At 59.5% G+C, this 18,189-nt stretch carries 14 protein-coding genes; 13 read left to right on the plus strand and 1 reads right to left on the minus strand.

Annotation, left to right across the window (positions count from 1 at the left end; genetic code table 11):
* Positions 1-106: 106 nt before the first annotated feature.
* From AC1RL5_RS30845 to AC1RL5_RS30855, 3 genes are all read left to right on the plus strand, one after another.
* Entirely contained in the window at positions 107-958 is an 852-nt protein-coding gene (locus AC1RL5_RS30845; RefSeq protein WP_011060044.1) for a glycine betaine ABC transporter substrate-binding protein, read from the plus strand.
* 190 nt (positions 959-1,148) lie between these two features.
* Positions 1,149-1,460 (plus strand): DUF485 domain-containing protein, encoded by a 312-nt coding sequence (locus AC1RL5_RS30850; protein WP_011060045.1) that lies wholly within the window; start codon positions 1,149-1,151, stop codon positions 1,458-1,460.
* Positions 1,457-3,115, plus strand: a complete 1,659-nt coding sequence (locus AC1RL5_RS30855; protein WP_011060046.1) for a cation acetate symporter — start codon at positions 1,457-1,459, stop codon at positions 3,113-3,115. The genes AC1RL5_RS30850 and AC1RL5_RS30855 overlap by 4 nt, the downstream gene beginning before the upstream one ends.
* A gap of 286 nt (positions 3,116-3,401) precedes the next feature.
* Here AC1RL5_RS30855 and gltA read toward each other — a convergent pair whose 3' ends face one another.
* A complete protein-coding gene (gene gltA / locus AC1RL5_RS30860; protein WP_011060047.1) occupies positions 3,402-4,691 on the minus strand; it encodes a citrate synthase in 1,290 nt (429 codons plus the stop codon).
* Positions 4,692-5,041: 350 nt separating this feature from the next.
* Between gltA and sdhC the strand changes: the two genes are divergently transcribed.
* From sdhC to brnQ, 10 genes are all read left to right on the plus strand, one after another.
* Entirely contained in the window at positions 5,042-5,428 is a 387-nt protein-coding gene (gene sdhC / locus AC1RL5_RS30865) for a succinate dehydrogenase, cytochrome b556 subunit (RefSeq protein WP_015634665.1), read from the plus strand.
* The gene (gene sdhD / locus AC1RL5_RS30870) at positions 5,422-5,790 is read left to right on the plus strand and encodes a succinate dehydrogenase, hydrophobic membrane anchor protein (protein ID WP_011060049.1); all 369 of its coding nucleotides are present in this window, start codon (positions 5,422-5,424) and stop codon (positions 5,788-5,790) included. The genes sdhC and sdhD overlap by 7 nt, the downstream gene beginning before the upstream one ends.
* A 3-nt stretch (positions 5,791-5,793) precedes the next feature.
* Positions 5,794-7,566: a succinate dehydrogenase flavoprotein subunit gene (sdhA, locus tag AC1RL5_RS30875; protein ID WP_011060050.1), complete on the plus strand. Its 1,773-nt coding sequence runs from the start codon at positions 5,794-5,796 to the stop codon at positions 7,564-7,566.
* Positions 7,567-7,578: 12 nt separating this feature from the next.
* Positions 7,579-8,283: a succinate dehydrogenase iron-sulfur subunit gene (locus tag AC1RL5_RS30880; protein WP_011060051.1), complete on the plus strand. Its 705-nt coding sequence runs from the start codon at positions 7,579-7,581 to the stop codon at positions 8,281-8,283.
* Positions 8,284-8,546: 263 nt separating this feature from the next.
* Positions 8,547-11,378, plus strand: coding sequence for a 2-oxoglutarate dehydrogenase E1 component (locus AC1RL5_RS30885; RefSeq protein WP_011060052.1), 2,832 nt, complete (start codon positions 8,547-8,549; stop codon positions 11,376-11,378).
* A gap of 42 nt (positions 11,379-11,420) precedes the next feature.
* On the plus strand, positions 11,421-12,644 hold the full coding sequence (gene odhB, locus AC1RL5_RS30890) for a 2-oxoglutarate dehydrogenase complex dihydrolipoyllysine-residue succinyltransferase (protein WP_025128636.1): 1,224 nt from the start codon (positions 11,421-11,423) through the stop codon (positions 12,642-12,644).
* A 100-nt stretch (positions 12,645-12,744) separates the two neighbouring features.
* A complete protein-coding gene (gene lpdA, locus AC1RL5_RS30895) occupies positions 12,745-14,181 on the plus strand; it encodes a dihydrolipoyl dehydrogenase (RefSeq protein WP_011060054.1) in 1,437 nt (478 codons plus the stop codon).
* Between the two features lie 230 nt (positions 14,182-14,411).
* The gene (gene sucC, locus AC1RL5_RS30900; RefSeq protein ID WP_009047768.1) at positions 14,412-15,578 is read left to right on the plus strand and encodes an ADP-forming succinate--CoA ligase subunit beta; all 1,167 of its coding nucleotides are present in this window, start codon (positions 14,412-14,414) and stop codon (positions 15,576-15,578) included.
* Positions 15,578-16,459, plus strand: coding sequence for a succinate--CoA ligase subunit alpha (sucD, locus tag AC1RL5_RS30905; protein WP_003223019.1), 882 nt, complete (start codon positions 15,578-15,580; stop codon positions 16,457-16,459). Before sucC ends, sucD begins: the two co-directional genes overlap by 1 nt.
* Before the next feature lie 328 nt (positions 16,460-16,787).
* The gene (gene brnQ, locus AC1RL5_RS30910; RefSeq protein WP_011060055.1) at positions 16,788-18,101 is read left to right on the plus strand and encodes a branched-chain amino acid transport system II carrier protein; all 1,314 of its coding nucleotides are present in this window, start codon (positions 16,788-16,790) and stop codon (positions 18,099-18,101) included.
* The last annotated feature ends 88 nt before the right edge of the window (positions 18,102-18,189 follow it).

Here is an 18,189-nt window from a genome sequence, read left to right on the forward strand (position 1 = left end):
TGATCGAACGCGTTCGCGGTGAGGCGTGATGGGGGCGCTGAGCACCATAACCATACGTTGACGTGCCTGGCAGCCGCCCGGCACTGCACTTTTCGGGGAAGTAACGATGAAGATGCGACGACTCTTAGGCGCAGGTGCCGCACTGGTACTTGCCATCAGCTCCACTCTGGCCAGTGCCGACAGCAAGACCCTGAGCATCGGCTATGTCGACGGCTGGTCCGACAGCGTGGCGACGACCCATGTGGCGGCGGAAGTGATCAAGCAGAAGCTCGGTTATGACGTCAAGCTGCAGGCGGTGGCGACCGGGATCATGTGGCAGGGCGTAGCCACCGGCAAGCTCGACGCCATGCTTTCGGCCTGGCTGCCGGTGACCCATGGCGAGTACTGGGCCAAGAACAAGGACAAGGTGGTGGATTACGGCCCCAACTTCAAGGACGCCAAGATCGGCCTGATCGTGCCGGAGTACGTCAAGGCCAAGTCCATCGAGGACCTCAAGACCGATACCACGTTCAAGAACAAGATCGTCGGCATCGACGCCGGCTCGGGGGTGATGCTCAAGACCGACCAGGCGATCAAGGACTACGGCCTGGACTACAAGCTGCAGGCCAGTTCCGGGGCGGCAATGATCGCCGAGCTGACCCGCGCCGAAGAAAAACAGGATTCCATCGCCGTGACCGGCTGGGTGCCGCACTGGATGTTCGCCAAGTGGAAACTGCGCTTCCTCGAAGACCCGAAGGGCGTGTACGGCGCTGCTGAAACCGTCAACAGCATCGGCAGCAAGGGCCTGGAGAAGAAGGCGCCGGAAGTGGCGGCCTTCCTGAAGAAATTCCAGTGGGCCTCGAAAGATGAAATCGGTGAGGTCATGCTGGCCATTCAAGAGGGTGCAAAACCCGATGTGGCGGCCAAGGATTGGGTGAGCAAGCACCCGGAAAGGGTTGCCGAGTGGACTGCTAAATAAGCACAACGCGTCTAGATCAGGGGTCTTGAGGCCGCGCACTGGAAACAGTGGGCGGCCTTGTCATTTATTGAAGAAAAAACCGGCGCCAACGCTAATGTCGTTCTAATACTAAGGTCGTCTGGAACCTGCTCCATAGCCGCATAGAGTGGATTAGGTTCCACCTAAAATCTGTGCTGCGAGGATAAAAACAATGAACGACAGCATTTACCTCTCGATTCAAAACAGCCCGCGTTTCAAGGAGCTGGTCAGCAAACGAGAGCGGTTCGCCTGGATTCTCTCGGCGATCATGCTTGGGCTTTACTCGGCTTTCATCCTGTTGATCGCCTATGGTCCCCAGATCCTGGGCGCCAAACTCAGTCCTACCTCATCCATCACCTGGGGCATTCCCATCGGTGTCGGCTTGATTCTCTCGGCCTTCATCCTGACGGCCATCTATGTGCGACGCGCCAACGGCGAATTCGACGAGTTGAACAATGCGATCCTGAAGGAGGCTCAGCAATGATCCGACGTCTATTCGCAGCACTCGGTCTTGCCGCCTTCGCTCCCGCCCTCTGGGCTGCAGACGCCTTGACGGGCGAAGTCCACAAGCAACCACTCAACGTATCGGCGATCGTGATGTTCGTGGTCTTCGTCGGTGCCACCCTGTGCATCACCTACTGGGCCTCCAAGCGCAACAAGTCGGCTGCCGACTATTACGCGGCGGGCGGCAAGATCACCGGCTTCCAGAACGGCCTGGCGATCGCTGGCGACTACATGTCCGCGGCGTCCTTCCTGGGGATTTCCGCCCTGGTGTTCACTTCCGGCTATGACGGCCTGATCTACTCCATCGGCTTCCTGGTGGGCTGGCCGATCATTCTGTTCCTGATCGCCGAGCGCCTGCGCAACCTGGGCAAGTACACCTTTGCCGACGTGGCGTCCTACCGCCTCGGGCAGACCCAGATCCGCACCCTGTCGGCCTGTGGCTCGCTGGTGGTGGTGGCGTTCTACCTGATCGCGCAGATGGTGGGTGCCGGCAAGCTCATCCAGTTGCTGTTCGGCCTCGACTACCATGTGGCGGTGATCCTGGTGGGCATCCTGATGTGCCTGTACGTGCTGTTCGGCGGCATGCTGGCCACGACCTGGGTGCAGATCATCAAGGCGGTGCTGTTGCTCTCCGGCGCGTCCTTCATGGCACTGATGGTGATGAAGCACGTCAACTTCGACTTCAACACCCTGTTCTCCGAAGCGATCAAGGTTCACCCCAAGGGTGAAGCGATCATGAGTCCCGGCGGCCTGGTGAAAGATCCGATCTCGGCGTTCTCCTTAGGCCTCGCGTTGATGTTCGGTACCGCTGGCCTGCCCCACATCCTGATGCGCTTCTTTACCGTCAGCGATGCCAAGGAAGCTCGCAAGAGCGTGCTCTATGCCACTGGCTTCATCGGCTACTTCTACATCCTGACCTTCATCATCGGCTTCGGCGCGATCCTGCTGGTAAGCACCAACCCGGACTTCAAGGATGCCGCAGGCGCCTTGCTGGGCGGCAACAACATGGCGGCGGTGCACCTGGCCAACGCAGTGGGCGGCAGCGTGTTCCTCGGCTTCATTTCGGCCGTGGCCTTCGCCACCATCCTGGCGGTCGTTGCAGGCCTGACCCTGGCTGGCGCCTCGGCGGTGTCCCATGACCTGTATGCCAGCGTGATCAAGAAGGGCAAGGCCAACGAGAAGGACGAGATCCGCGTTTCCAAGATCACCACCGTGGCATTGGGCGTACTGGCCATCGGCCTGGGCATTCTCTTTGAAAGCCAGAACATCGCGTTCATGGTCGGCCTGGCGTTCTCCATTGCCGCCAGCTGCAACTTCCCGGTACTGCTGCTTTCCATGTACTGGAAGAAGCTCACCACCCGTGGCGCCATGATTGGCGGCTGGATGGGCCTGGTGAGTGCCGTGGCGCTGATGATCCTCGGCCCGACCATCTGGGTGCAGATCCTGCATCACGAGAAGGCGATCTTCCCGTACGAGTACCCGGCGCTGTTCTCGATGATCATCGCCTTCATCGGTATCTGGTTCTTCTCCATCACCGACAAGTCGACCGCGGCGGTCAACGAGCGGGCGCTGTTCTTCCCGCAGTTCGTGCGTTCGCAGACCGGCCTGGGTGCCAGTGGGGCGGTGTCGCACTAAGCGGGATGAATGTATCGGCTTCTATATAGAAGCTGCGTAATGGCGAAATGCCCCGATCGAGAGACCGGGGCATTTTTCTGTCCGCTCGCCCTACCCGGAGCCCCCCGACTGCAGGTGCAGGAGCATAGGAGCTGGCTTGCCAGCGCAAGCGTATGTGAGGAGCAGGGCTCTTCGCCGGCAGGCCGGATCCTGCGGGTTGGGGGGGGGCGAGGGGAGGGCAGAAACAAATACGACCTCTGTTAGAGGCCGTATCCGGTGCAGCTAAGACGTTTGCGCAAGGCAGGTCTTATTTGCGGTCTTCCAGTTTGGTGATGTCACGCGACTCGTAGCCGGTGTACAGCTGGCGTGGACGGCCGATCTTGTACGGGCTGGAGAGCATTTCCTTCCAGTGCGAGATCCAGCCGACGGTCCGCGCCAGGGCGAAGATCACGGTGAACATGCTGGTTGGAATGCCGATCGCCTTGAGGATGATCCCCGAGTAGAAGTCGACGTTCGGGTACAGCGAGCGCTCGATGAAGTATGGGTCGGTCAGGGCGATCTCTTCCAGGCGCATGGCCAGTTCGAGTTGCGGATCGTTGTTGATGCCCAGTTCCTTGAGTACTTCGTCGCAGGTCTGTTTCATCACGGTGGCGCGCGGGTCGCGGTTCTTGTACACGCGGTGACCGAAGCCCATGAGCTTGAACGGATCGTTCTTGTCCTTGGCCTTGGCGATGAACTTGTCGATGTTCGAGACATCGCCAATTTCGTCGAGCATGGTCAGTACCGCTTCGTTGGCACCGCCGTGGGCCGGGCCCCAGAGTGCAGCGATACCGGCAGCGATACAGGCGAACGGGTTGGCACCCGAGGAGCCCGCCAGGCGCACGGTGGACGTCGAGGCGTTCTGCTCGTGGTCGGCATGGAGGATGAAGATCCGGTCCATTGCCTTGGCCAGTACCGGGCTGATCGGTTTGATCTCGCACGGGGTGTTGAACATCATGTGCAGGAAGTTTTCCGCGTACGACAGGTCGTTGCGCGGGTACATCATCGGCTGGCCCATGGAGTACTTGTAGACCATCGCTGCCAGGGTCGGCATCTTGGCCACCAGGCGCACGGCGGAGATTTCGCGGTGCTGCGGGTTATTGATGTCCAGGGAGTCGTGGTAGAACGCCGACAGCGCACCGACTACGCCGCACATCACCGCCATCGGGTGGGCGTCGCGACGGAAACCGTTGAAGAAGCTCTTGAGCTGTTCGTGAACCATGGTGTGGTTCTTCACGGTGCTGACGAACTGGGCCTTCTGTTCGGCGGTGGGCAATTCACCGTTGAGCAGCAGGTAGCAGGTTTCCAGGTAGTCCGATTTCTCGGCCAGCTGTTCGATCGGGTAGCCGCGATGCAGCAGAATGCCGTTGTCGCCGTCGATGTAGGTGATTTTCGACTCGCAGGAGGCGGTCGACATGAAACCCGGGTCAAAAGTGAAGCGGCCCGTGGCCGTCAGACCCCGAACATCGATTACATCGGGACCAACGGTGCCGGTTAAAATGGGCAGCTCGACGGGGGCTGCGCCCTCGATGATCAACTGCGCTTTTTTGTCAGCCATGTGGCCTCCTATTTATGCTTGAAATCATCAGACAGACCCCCCACGCAGGGCCCGCACCACTATAGTGAGATAAATCCGAATGTCAATTTGCCTAAAGTCTTGTCCCAGAAGGCTTTGGGAGGGATTTTTTCGCGAAATTCAGCGCCATTTACGCCTTTTATAACGCTAACGCAATCAGCTATTAGGGGAAGGTCTTTGCGTTGTCATTAGTAGCCTAACTGTCTATACTCGGCCACCGACCTCCGTAGGCTTCTGGGCCCGCTTTGCTGGGGGTCGCACTCCCTGGGTAGTGGTTGCCTGACCAGTGCACTCCCCAACAACTTTGCCCTGATTGTTAGGGGCTCTTCAGTGTGAAAAAAGCCGTGAATAGCCAACGACCTGTAAACCTAGACCTAAGGACCATCAAACTCCCCATCACCGGCGTTACGTCGTTTCTCCACCGTGTTTCCGGCATCATCCTCTTCCTGGGCATCGGCATCATGCTTTATGCATTGAGCAAATCCCTGGGCTCCGAGGAAGGCTATGCCGAGGTGAAGGCGTGCTTGACCAGTCCGCTGGCCAAATTCGTTGCATGGGGCCTCCTGTCCGCCTTGCTGTATCACTTGGTGGCCGGTGTACGCCATCTGATTATGGACATGGGCATCGGTGAGACGCTGGAAGGCGGCAAGCTGGGCTCGAAAATCGTTATCGCCGTATCCGTGGTGGTAATCGTTCTGGCGGGAGTTTGGATATGGTAACCAGCGTTACGAACCTGTCGCGTTCGGGCCTTTACGACTGGATGGCACAGCGTGTGTCTGCGGTCGTTCTCGCGGCTTATTTCATTTTCCTGATCGGATACCTCGTAGCGAATCCGGGCATTGACTACACCCAGTGGCATGGCCTGTTCGCAAACAACTGGATGCGTATCTTCAGTCTGCTGGCCATGGTGGCCCTGGGCGCTCACGCCTGGGTCGGCATGTGGACCATCTCGACTGACTACCTGACGCCGATGGCGCTGGGCAAGTCGGCCACAGCAGTGCGTTTCCTTTTCCAGGCAGTATGCGGCGTCGCGATGTTCGCTTACTTCGTCTGGGGTGTGCAGATTCTCTGGGGTATCTGATTCATGGCTAACATTCCAACCATTTCATTCGACGCCATCATCATTGGCGGCGGCGGCGCCGGCATGCGTGCCGCACTGCAGCTGGCCCAGGGCGGCCACAAGACTGCGGTGATCACCAAGGTGTTCCCGACCCGTTCGCACACTGTGTCTGCCCAGGGCGGCATCACTTGCGCGATCGCCTCGGCGGACCCGAACGATGACTGGCGCTGGCACATGTACGATACCGTCAAGGGTTCCGACTACATCGGTGACCAGGACGCTATCGAATACATGTGTCAGGAAGGCCCGGCTGCGGTCTTCGAACTGGACCACATGGGTCTGCCGTTCTCCCGTACCGAAACCGGTCGTATCTACCAGCGTCCTTTCGGCGGTCAGTCCAAGGACTACGGCAAGGGCGGCCAGGCTGCTCGTACCTGCGCAGCGTCCGACCGTACCGGTCACGCACTGCTGCACACCCTTTATCAGGGCAACCTGAAAGCCGGCACCACCTTCCTCAACGAGTGGTACGCAGTCGATCTGGTGAAGAACCAGGACGGCGCCTTTGTCGGCGTGATCGCTATCTGCATCGAAACCGGTGAAACCACCTACATCCGCTCCAAGGCCACCGTTCTGGCCACCGGCGGTGCAGGTCGTATCTACGCCTCCACCACCAACGCCCTGATCAACACCGGTGACGGCGTTGGTATGGCGCTGCGTGCTGGCGTTCCGGTGCAAGACATCGAAATGTGGCAGTTCCACCCGACCGGCATTGCAGGCGCCGGTGTACTGGTAACCGAAGGTTGCCGTGGTGAGGGTGGTTACCTGATCAACAAGCATGGCGAGCGTTTCATGGAGCGTTATGCTCCTAACGCCAAGGACCTGGCTGGCCGCGACGTTGTTGCGCGCTCCATGGTCAAGGAAATCATCGCCGGCAACGGCTGTGGCCCGAACGGCGACCACGTGATGCTCAAGCTCGACCACCTGGGCGAGGAAGTGCTGCACAGCCGCCTGCCAGGTATCTGCGAGCTGTCCAAGACGTTTGCGCACGTTGACCCGGTGGTTGCTCCGGTTCCGGTCGTTCCAACCTGCCACTACATGATGGGCGGCGTTGCCACCAACATTCATGGCCAGGCCATCACGCAGAACGCCGCTGGCGAAGACACCATCATCCCTGGCCTGTTCGCAGTGGGTGAAGTGGCTTGCGTATCGGTACACGGCGCCAACCGTCTGGGCGGCAACTCGCTGCTGGACCTGGTGGTGTTCGGCCGTGCAGCCGGTCTGCACCTGGAAAAAGCGCTGACCGACGGTATCGAATACCGCGACGCCAGCGACACCGACGTTGATGTTGCCCTGAACCGCCTGGCCAAGCTCAACGAGCGCACCACCGGTGAAGACGTTGCAACCCTGCGTCGCGAGCTGCAGAACTGCATGCAGAACTACTTCGGTGTATTCCGTACCGGCGAATACATGCAGAAGGGTATCGCCCAGCTGGCTGACCTGCGCGAGCGTATCGCCAACGTCAAGATCAACGACAAGTCTCAAGCTTTCAACACTGCGCGTATCGAAGCACTTGAGCTGCAGAACCTGCTGGAAGTGGCCGAAGCCACTGCCATCGCTGCCGAAGTGCGCAAAGAGTCCCGCGGCGCTCACGCCCGTGAAGACTTCGAAGACCGTGACGACGAAAACTGGCTGTGCCACACCCTGTACTTCCCGGGTGAGAAGCGCGTTGCCAAGCGTGCGGTCAACTTCTCGCCGAAGACTGTTCCGACTTTCGAACCAAAAGTCCGGACTTACTAAAGGGTGATCGATATGTTGCAAGTTGAAGTTTATCGTTACAACCCTGACACCGACTCGGCTCCGAAAACCCAGGTTTTCCAGGTAGACACCGGTGGCAAGGACTTGATGGTGCTGGACGTGCTGGCCCTGATCAAAGAGCAGGACGAAGGTTTTTCCTACCGTCGTTCCTGCCGTGAAGGCGTTTGCGGTTCCGATGGCATGAACATCAACGGCAAGAACGGTCTGGCGTGCATCACGCCGCTGTCTGCCGTGGTCAAGAAGAACAAGCTGGTTGTTCGCCCGCTGCCAGGTCTGCCGGTTATCCGTGACCTGGTCGTCGATATGAGCATCTTCTACAAGCAATACGAGAAGGTGAAGCCATTCCTGCAGAACGATACGCCGGCTCCGGCCATCGAACGTCTGCAGTCCCCGGAAGAGCGCGAGAAGCTCGACGGTCTGTACGAGTGCATCCTGTGCGCTTGCTGCTCGACCTCTTGCCCGTCCTTCTGGTGGAACCCGGACAAGTTCCTGGGTCCAGCTGCCCTGCTGCAAGCCTACCGCTTCCTGGCAGACAGCCGTGACACCAAGACGTCCGAGCGTCTGGCTTCCCTGGACGACCCGTTCAGCGTATTCCGCTGCCGGGGCATCATGAACTGCGTCAACGTTTGTCCGAAGGGCCTGAACCCGACTAAGGCCATCGGTCACATTCGTAACATGCTGCTGCAGAGTGGCGTGTGATTCAGCTGCTGTACCCGTAGGACCGCTGTACCCGTAAAAGCCACGGCGCGGGCTTCAACCCGCGTCATGGCTCTAACCTGAGCAGCAGCTCACAAAGTGGCTGCTCTATATTTTGAAGAAATGAGACAAGCAGGGGCATCCGGGCTGGTACCCGGACTATCAGCGTGATCCTAAGTGGCTTGTTTTGGTCGCTGCATTCGGACTTCTGCAAGCTTGCTCGGTGTCGTCGCCGGTGGTGTTCCCCTAACCGAGGGTGACCAAGCATGCAAGAAAGCGTGATGCAGCGCATGTGGAACAGCGCCTACCTATCCGGTAGTAACGCTGCCTATGTGGAAGAGCTCTACGAGCTCTACCTGCACGACCCTAACGCTGTGCCAGAAGAGTGGCGCACTTACTTTCAGAAGTTGCCTACCGACGGCAGCACTGCCATCGATGTTTCGCACTCGACAATCCGCGATCATTTCGTCTTGCTGGCAAAGAACCAGCGCCGCGCCCAACCGGTATCCGCCGGTAGCGTGAGCAGTGAGCACGAGAAGAAGCAAGTTGAAGTGCTGCGATTGATCCAGGCCTATCGGATGCGTGGCCACCAGGCAGCCCAGCTGGACCCGCTGGGGCTGTGGCAGCGTCCTGCACCTGCAGACCTGTCGATCAATCATTACGGCTTGACCAATGCCGATCTTGATACGACCTTCCGTGCCGGCGACCTGTTCATCGGCAAAGAGGAAGCGAGCCTACGCGAAATTCACGAAGCGTTGCAGCAGACATATTGCCGCACCATTGGCGCTGAATTCACGCACATCACCGATTCCGAGCAGCGTCAGTGGTTCCAGCAGCGTCTGGAAAGCGTACGCGGCCGTCCGACCTATTCCGCCGACATCAAGAGCCACCTGCTCGAGCGCGTCACTGCGGCTGAAGGCCTGGAAAAATACCTGGGTACCAAATACCCGGGCACCAAGCGTTTCGGTCTGGAAGGCGGCGAGAGCCTGATTCCGATGCTCGACGAGCTGATCCAGCGTTCCGGTTCCTACGGCACCAAGGAAGTGGTAATCGGCATGGCCCACCGTGGCCGTCTGAACGTGCTGGTCAACACCTTCGGCAAGAACCCGCGCGAGCTGTTCGACGAGTTCGAAGGCAAGAAGAAGGTCGAGCTGGGTTCCGGTGACGTTAAATACCACCAGGGCTTCTCGTCCAACGTCATGACCACCGGTGGCGAAGTTCACCTGGCGATGGCGTTCAACCCGTCCCACCTGGAAATCGTTTCTCCAGTGGTCGAGGGTTCGGTGCGCGCTCGTCAGGACCGTCGCAACGACCAGACCGGCGACAAGGTTCTGCCGATCTCGATCCACGGTGACGCGGCGTTCGCCGGCCAGGGCGTGGTGATGGAAACCTTCCAGATGTCCCAGACCCGCGGTTTCCGTACCGGCGGCACTGTGCACATCGTGATCAACAACCAGGTCGGTTTCACCATCAGCAACCCGCTGGACTCGCGCTCCACCGAGTACGCCACCGACGTTGCGAAGATGATCCAGGCACCGATCCTCCATGTGAATGGTGATGATCCGGAAGCCGTGTTGTTCGTGACCCAGCTGGCCATCGACTACCGCATGCAGTACAAGCGCGACGTGGTGATCGACCTGGTCTGCTACCGTCGTCGCGGCCACAACGAGGCCGACGAGCCAAGCGGCACCCAGCCACTGATGTATCAGCAGATCGCCAAGCAGCGCACCACCCGTGAACTGTATGCCGATCGCCTGACCCAGGGCGGTGTGCTCGACGCAGAGCGTGTTCAGGCGAAAGTCGACGAATACCGCAACGCGCTGGACAACGGTCTGCACGTGGTCAAGAGCCTGGTCAAGGAGCCGAACAAAGAGTTGTTCGTGGACTGGCGTCCGTACCTGGGCCATACCTGGACCGCGCGTCACGACACCACCTTCGACCTCAAGACTCTTCAGGAACTGTCCGCCAAGCTGCTGGAGCTGCCGGAAGGCTTCGTGGTTCAGCGTCAGGTCGCGAAGATCTACGAAGACCGTCAGAAGATGCAAGCCGGCGGCCTGCCGATCAACTGGGGTTACGCTGAAACCATGGCGTACGCGACCCTGGCGTTCGAAGGTCACCCGATTCGCATGACCGGCCAGGACATCGGCCGCGGCACCTTCTCGCACCGCCATGCGGTGTTGCACAACCAGAAGGACGCCGGCACCTACATCCCGTTGCAGCACCTGTACGAAGGCCAGCCACGTTTCGACCTGTACGATTCGTTCCTGTCCGAAGAAGCCGTACTGGCGTTCGAATACGGCTACTCCACCACCACGCCTAACGCGCTGGTGATCTGGGAAGCCCAGTTCGGCGACTTCGCCAACGGTGCACAAGTAGTGATCGACCAGTTCATCACCAGCGGCGAGCACAAGTGGGGCCGTCTCTGCGGTCTGACCATGCTGCTGCCACACGGTTATGAAGGTCAGGGTCCCGAGCACTCCTCGGCTCGTCTGGAGCGTTACCTGCAGCTGTGCGCCGAGCACAACATCCAGGTATGCGTACCGACCACGCCGGCTCAGATCTACCACTTGCTGCGTCGCCAGGTGATTCGTCCGCTGCGCAAGCCGCTGGTCGTGCTGACACCGAAATCCCTGCTGCGTCATAAACTGGCCATCTCGACCCTGGAAGATCTGGCGGAAGGTTCGTTCCAGACCGTTATCCCGGAAATCGATGCCCAGGATCCAAAAGACGTGGGTCGCATCATTCTGTGTAGCGGCAAGGTCTACTACGACCTGTTGGAAAAACGCCGTGCCGAAGGTCGTGACGACATCGCCATCGTGCGTATCGAGCAGCTGTACCCATTCCCTGAGGACGACCTGATCGAAGTCCTGGCTCCGTACAAAAACGTCAAACACATCGTTTGGTGTCAGGAAGAGCCGATGAACCAGGGTGCCTGGTACTGCAGCCAGCATCACATGCGTCGCATCATCAGCGGTCACAACAAGTCGCTCGTACTCGAGTACGCGGGCCGTGACGCTTCTGCTGCTCCAGCTTGTGGTTATGCATCGATGCACGCTGAGCAGCAGGAAAAACTGCTGCAAGATGCCTTTACTGTTTAACGCCTTCGCGCACCTGAAACCGAATTTAAGGAACCACAGATAATGGCTATCGAGATCAAAGCCCCCACTTTCCCGGAATCGGTTGCCGATGGCACCGTTGCCACCTGGCACAAGCAACCGGGCGACGCCGTCAAGCGTGACGAGCTGATCGTTGACATCGAGACCGACAAGGTCGTGCTGGAAGTTCTGGCCACCGCTGACGGCGTGCTGGGCGCTATCGTCAAGAACGAAGGCGACACCGTTCTGTCCGACGAAGTCCTGGGCTCCATCGTTGAAGGCGGCGCTGCTGCCGCTGCTCCTGCTGCCGCCGCCGCTCCGGCCGCTGCCGCTGCTGCCCCGGCTGCTGCCGATGGCGAAGACGATCCAATCGCTGCTCCTGCCGCGCGCAAGCTGGCTGAAGAAAACGGTATCAACATCGCTTCCGTTGCCGGTACCGGCAAAGGCGGCCGTGTGACCAAGGAAGACGTGGTCGCTGCTGTTGCCGCGAAGAAAGCCGCTCCGGCTGCCGCGCCTGCCAAGGCTCCGGCTCCTGCCGCTGCTGCTCCGGTCTTCGCTGCCGGTGATCGCGTCGAGAAGCGCGTGCCTATGACCCGCCTGCGTGCCAAGGTTGCCGAGCGTCTGGTTGAAGCCCAGTCGAACATGGCGATGCTGACCACCTTCAACGAAGTCGACATGACTGAAGTCATGGCCCTGCGTTCGAAGTACAAGGACCTGTTCGAGAAGTCCCACAATGGCGTACGCCTGGGCTTCATGTCGTTCTTCGTCAAGGCCGCCACCGAAGCCCTGAAGCGCTTCCCGGCTGTCAACGCCTCGATCGACGGTTCCGACATCGTCTACCACGGCTATGCCGACATCGGTGTTGCGGTCTCCAGCGACCGTGGCCTGGTGGTTCCGGTTCTGCGTAACGCCGAACTGATGAGCCTGGCCGAAATCGAAGGCGGCATCGCCACCTTCGGCAAGAAGGCCCGTGACGGCAAGCTGTCGATGGAAGAGATGACCGGTGGTACTTTCACCATCACCAACGGTGGTACTTTCGGTTCGATGATGTCGACCCCGATCGTCAACCCGCCACAAGCCGCGATCCTGGGCATGCACAACATTCTGCAGCGTCCTATGGCGATCAACGGTCAAGTGGTCATCCGTCCGATGATGTACCTGGCGCTGTCCTACGATCACCGCCTGATCGACGGTAAAGAAGCCGTGACGTTCCTGGTGACCATCAAGAACCTGCTGGAAGACCCGGCTCGTCTGCTCCTGGACATCTAAAAAGCAGCTGCATGCTGCAAGCGGGAAGCTTCGCGCCCCAGGGCAAGAGGCTTCAAGCTTGCGGCTGCAGCTTCTAGCTTGCCGTTAAAAGGAACCTTTTATGACTCAGAAATTCGACGTGGTAGTGATTGGCGCGGGCCCAGGCGGTTATGTCGCCGCAATCAAGGCCGCACAACTCGGTTTCACCACCGCTTGCATCGAGAAGTACACCGATAAAGAGGGCAAGCTGGCCCTCGGTGGTACTTGCCTGAACGTCGGTTGCATTCCTTCCAAGGCGCTGCTGGACAGCTCCTGGAAATTCCACGAAGCCCAGGACGGTTTTGCCATCCACGGTATCAACCACGCTGGCGTGACCATGGACGTACCAGCCATGGTGGGTCGCAAGGCCAACATCGTCAAAGGCCTGACCAGCGGTGTTGCCACCCTGTTCAAAGCCAATGGCGTCACTTCGATCCAGGGCCACGGCAAACTGCTGGCCGGCAAGAAAGTCGAAGTCACCAAGCCTGACGGTTCGGTTGAAGTGATCGAAGCCGAAAACGTGATCCTGGCTCCAGGCTCGCGTCCGATCGACATTCCACCGGCTCCGGTCGATCAGAATGTCATCGTCGATTCCACCGGCGCTCTGGAATTCCAATCCGTACCAAAACGCCTGGGCGTGATCGGCGCTGGCGTCATCGGCCTGGAACTGGGTTCGGTATGGTCGCGCCTGGGTGCGCAAGTGACTGTCCTGGAAGCCCTGGACACCTTCCTGATGGCCGCTGATACCGCTGTCTCCAAGGAAGCGCTGAAAACCCTGACCAAACAGGGTCTGGACATCAAGCTGGGCGCTCGCGTGACCGGCTCCAAGGTCAACGGCGAAGAAGTCGTAGTGACCTATACCGATGCCAACGGCGAACAGACCATCACTTTCGACAAGCTGATCGTAGCCGTTGGTCGCCGTCCGGTGACCACCGATCTGCTGGCCGCCGATTGCGGCGTGACCCTCGACGAGCGCGGTTTCGTGCACGTTGACGATCATTGTGCTACCACCGTACCGGGCGTCTACGCCATCGGTGACGTGGTGCGCGGCATGATGCTGGCTCACAAGGCCTCGGAAGAGGGCATCATGGTTGCCGAGCGCATCAAGGGCCACAAAGCCCAGATGAACTATGACCTGATCCCTTCGGTTATCTATACTCACCCGGAAATTGCATGGGTCGGTAAAACCGAGCAGGCCTTGAAAGCTGAAGGCGTTGAAGTTAACGTCGGCACCTTTCCGTTTGCCGCCAGCGGCCGTGCCATGGCAGCCAACGACACCGGTGGTTTCGTCAAAGTCATCGCCGATGCCAAGACTGACCGCGTATTGGGCGTCCACGTGATTGGCCCAAGCGCTGCGGAACTGGTTCAGCAAGGTGCGATCGGCATGGAATTCGGCACCAGCGCCGAAGACCTGGGCATGATGGTTTTCTCCCATCCGACCCTGTCCGAAGCCCTGCACGAAGCAGCTCTGGCTGTGAATGGCACTGCCATCCACATTGCCAACCGCAAGAAACGCTAAGCAATAATAAGAAACCACGGCGGTTGGCCCGTCGTGAGCCTTGTGCGCAAGACTCACCGCGGAATATCCGCTGGACTCGACCTCTCGAGGTAGCGCCACACACTGGACCGGGGCCCAGGCTCCGGGTTCAGGTGTGGCGCTGGTTTTGAGAGTAGCGGTCACAGGTGGTGCGGCACTCAATCTTGAGCGCAGCGCCGAATGCGCAGTACCTAACGAAGACGGTAAAAAGCATGAATCTTCACGAGTATCAGGGTAAGCAGCTGTTCGCTGAATACGGCCTGCCAGTATCCAAAGGCTACGCGGTAGACACCCCGGAAGAAGCAGCAGAAGCTTGCGACAAAATCGGCGGCTCCGAGTGGGTTGTCAAAGCCCAGGTTCACGCCGGTGGTCGCGGTAAAGCGGGCGGCGTTAAGCTGGTTCGCAGCAAAGAAGACGCTAAGGCATTCGCTCAGCAGTGGTTGGGCAAGCGTCTGGTGACCTATCAGACTGACGCCAATGGCCAGCCTGTCACCAAGATCCTGGTTGAATCGTGCACTGATATCGCTAAAGAGCTGTACCTGGGCGCTGTCGTTGACCGTTCGAGCCGTCGCATCGTGTTCATGGCTTCCACCGAAGGTGGCGTGGACATCGAGAAAATCGCTCACGACACTCCAGAAAAAATTCTCAAGGCCACTATCGATCCACTGGTTGGCGCTCAGCCATTCCAGGGTCGCGAGCTGGCTTTCCAACTGGGTCTGGAAGGCAAGCAAGTTGCCCAGTTCGCCAAGATCTTCGTAGGCCTGGCCAAACTGTTCCAGGATCACGATCTGGCCCTGCTGGAAGTGAACCCGCTGGTGATCAAGGCCGACGGCGATCTGCACTGCCTGGACGCGAAGATCAACATCGACGCCAACGCCATGTACCGTCAGCCTAAGCTGAAAACCTTCCACGATCCGTCCCAGGACGATCCGCGCGAAGCCCACGCTGCCAAGTTCGAACTGAACTACGTAGCCCTGGAAGGCAACATCGGCTGCATGGTCAACGGTGCCGGCCTGGCCATGGGTACCATGGACATCGTCAACCTGCACGGCGGCAAGCCAGCCAACTTCCTCGACGTAGGTGGTGGTGCTACCAAAGAGCGCGTGACCGAAGCCTTCAAGATCATCCTGTCCGACACCAACGTCGCTGCAGTACTGGTCAACATCTTCGGCGGCATCGTTCGTTGCGACATGATTGCCGAAGGCATCATCGGCGCCGTGAAAGAAGTCGGCGTGAAAATCCCGGTTGTTGTTCGCCTTGAAGGCAACAACGCTGAACTGGGCGCTAAAGTACTGGCAGAAAGCGGCTTGAACATCATCGCTGCTACCAGCCTGACCGACGCTGCTCAACAAGTTGTCAAAGCTGCGGAGGGCAAATAATGAGCGTCCTGATCAATAAAGACACCAAAGTTATCTGCCAGGGCATTACCGGTTCGCAAGGTAGTTTCCACACCCAGCAAGCCATCGAGTACGGCACCAAGATGGTTGGCGGCGTAACTCCTGGCAAAGGCGGCACCGAGCACCTGGGCCTGCCAGTGTTCAACACCGTGAAAGACGCTGTAGCTGCCACTGGCGCTACCGCCAGCGTGATCTACGTTCCAGCTCCTTTCTGCAAGGACTCGATCCTGGAAGCGGCCTTCGGCGGCATCAAGCTGATCGTCTGCATCACCGAAGGCATTCCTACCCTGGACATGCTGGACGCCAAGGTTAAGTGCGACGAGCTGGGTGTGACCCTGATCGGCCCTAACTGCCCAGGCGTGATCACCCCAGGCGAATGCAAGATCGGCATCATGCCAGGTCACATTCACTTGCCAGGCAAGGTCGGTATCGTTTCCCGTTCCGGCACCCTGACCTACGAAGCTGTTAAGCAGACTACTGACGCCGGTTTCGGTCAGTCCACCTGTGTCGGCATCGGTGGTGACCCGATCCCGGGTTCGAACTTCATCGACATCCTGAAGCTGTTCCAGGAAGACCCGAAGACCGAAGCGATCGTGATGATCGGTGAGATCGGCGGTTCGGCTGAAGAAGAAGCGGCTGCCTACATCAAGGCTCACGTGACCAAGCCGGTTGTTTCCTACATCGCTGGTGTGACTGCTCCTCCGGGCAAGCGCATGGGCCATGCTGGCGCAATCATCTCTGGCGGCAAAGGCACTGCAGACGAGAAATTCGCTGCTCTGCAAGACGCAGGCGTGAAAACCGTGCGTTCGCTGGCAGACATCGGCAAGGCCCTGGCCGAGCTGACCGGTTGGGCTGTCAAGTAAGCCTCGCGCTTAGCTGACGCTTCAACCACAAAGGCCACCTTCGGGTGGCCTTTGTGCTTTCTGTCGTAGGAGACCTGCATCCTGCACAGAGCCGGGGGGAAATATAATTTCAAAAATGCGACATCATTCTGTCGCATATCGGATAGTTCGCCCTGGAACAGTGCGCTTGTCTTACCGATTCTGTAATCTAGCCGCCTCTTTTTGCGTCTGCTGCCCACAAGGTCGCTGCGCGCTAAACGGGTCAGTCTTATACGGACTGACAGCATTTCCCTCACCCATAAGGGAAATCCCTCTCTAAATTCCGATTCAGTAGTGTGGTATTTCCTTAATGAAAGTGTTGAAAGGCCAGGACATCCTGGCACTCGGCTTTATGACTTTTGCCCTGTTCGTCGGGGCCGGCAACATCATTTTCCCGCCTATCGTCGGCCTGCAGTCCGGACCCCATGTCTGGATGGCGGCGCTGGGCTTCCTGATCACTGCGGTCGGTCTGCCGGTGATCACCGTGGTTGCCCTGGCCAAGGTTGGCGGTGCCATGGACGCGCTGAGCACGCCTATCGGCAAGCTGGCCGGTGGCCTGCTGGCAGCGGTCTGCTACCTGGCGGTAGGCCCGCTGTTCGCCACGCCACGTACCGCTACCGTGTCCTTTGAAGTGGGCCTGGCGCCGTTGACCGGCGAAAGCCCGCTGGCCCTGTTCCTCTACAGTTCGGTGTACTTCCTGCTGGTGTTCTTCATCTCCCTGTACCCGGGCCGGCTGCTGGACACCGTCGGACGCTTCCTGGCGCCGCTGAAGATCATCGCCCTGGCTGTGCTGGGCATTGCGGCCTTTGCCTTGCCCGCCGGCGACATCGGCACCGCCACTCCCGAGTACGTTGCAGCACCGTTCTCCCAGGGCTTCATCAATGGTTACCTGACCATGGATACCCTGGGCGCGCTGGTGTTCGGCATCGTCATCGTCAATGCCATCCGTTCCCGCGGGGTCGAGTCGCCTCGGCTCATTACCCGTTATGCCGTGATCGCCGGCCTGATCGCCGGGGTCGGCCTGGCGCTGGTCTACGTCAGCCTGTTCCGTCTGGGCTCGGGCAGCCATGAAGTGGCCGCCGGTGCCAGCAACGGCGCCGCGGTATTGCACGCCTATGTGCAGCACACCTTCGGTTCCCTGGGCAGCGGTTTCCTCGCGGTGCTGATCTCCCTGGCCTGCCTGGTGACCGCCGTGGGCCTGACCTGTGCCTGCGCCGAGTACTTCAGCCGTGTCCTGCCGCTGTCCTACAAGACGCTGGTGGTGATCCTCGCGGCGTTCTCGCTGCTGGTATCGAACCTGGGCCTGACCAAGCTGATCGCGTTCTCGATCCCGGTGCTGACCGCGATTTACCCGCCGTGCATCGCCCTGGTGGCCCTGAGCTTCTGCAAGGACTTCTGGCAGGACCAGCGCCGTATCGTCGGCCCGGTGATGCTGGTGTCCTTCGTGTTCGGCCTGATCGATGCCCTCAAGGGCGCGGGCCTGGCCGGCTGGATGCCAACCCAGCTGTCGCACTTGCCGCTGAGCGAGCAGGGCCTGGCGTGGCTGGTGCCGTCGGTGATCGTGCTGGTGGTGGCAGTGATCTGCGATCGCCTGCTGGGCAAGCGCAGCGAAGCCCTGGCCTGACCTGAAGTTGATGGCCCGGGGTCGCCACAAGCGGCCCCCGAGCCCCCTAAAAAATGCCCCGCATCGATGGATGCGGGGCATTTTTTAT

It is taken from the genome of Pseudomonas sp. GW822-FHT06D10 (assembly GCF_058799535.1).

Bases quoted from the DNA above. Each gene is read 5' to 3' on its own strand.
- AC1RL5_RS30845 (WP_011060044.1), top strand. From the start codon at position 107: ATGAAGATGCGACGACTCTTAGGCGCAGGTGCCGCACTGGTACTTGCC.
- AC1RL5_RS30850 (WP_011060045.1), top strand. From the start codon at position 1,149: ATGAACGACAGCATTTACCTCTCGATTCAAAACAGCCCGCGTTTCAAG.
- AC1RL5_RS30855 (WP_011060046.1), top strand. From the start codon at position 1,457: ATGATCCGACGTCTATTCGCAGCACTCGGTCTTGCCGCCTTCGCTCCC.
- gltA (WP_011060047.1), bottom strand. From the start codon at position 4,691: ATGGCTGACAAAAAAGCGCAGTTGATCATCGAGGGCGCAGCCCCCGTC.
- sdhD (WP_011060049.1), top strand. From the start codon at position 5,422: ATGGTAACCAGCGTTACGAACCTGTCGCGTTCGGGCCTTTACGACTGG.
- sdhA (WP_011060050.1), top strand. From the start codon at position 5,794: ATGGCTAACATTCCAACCATTTCATTCGACGCCATCATCATTGGCGGC.
- AC1RL5_RS30880 (WP_011060051.1), top strand. From the start codon at position 7,579: ATGTTGCAAGTTGAAGTTTATCGTTACAACCCTGACACCGACTCGGCT.
- AC1RL5_RS30885 (WP_011060052.1), top strand. From the start codon at position 8,547: ATGCAAGAAAGCGTGATGCAGCGCATGTGGAACAGCGCCTACCTATCC.
- odhB (WP_025128636.1), top strand. From the start codon at position 11,421: ATGGCTATCGAGATCAAAGCCCCCACTTTCCCGGAATCGGTTGCCGAT.
- lpdA (WP_011060054.1), top strand. From the start codon at position 12,745: ATGACTCAGAAATTCGACGTGGTAGTGATTGGCGCGGGCCCAGGCGGT.
- sucC (WP_009047768.1), top strand. From the start codon at position 14,412: ATGAATCTTCACGAGTATCAGGGTAAGCAGCTGTTCGCTGAATACGGC.
- sucD (WP_003223019.1), top strand. From the start codon at position 15,578: ATGAGCGTCCTGATCAATAAAGACACCAAAGTTATCTGCCAGGGCATT.
- brnQ (WP_011060055.1), top strand. From the start codon at position 16,788: ATGAAAGTGTTGAAAGGCCAGGACATCCTGGCACTCGGCTTTATGACT.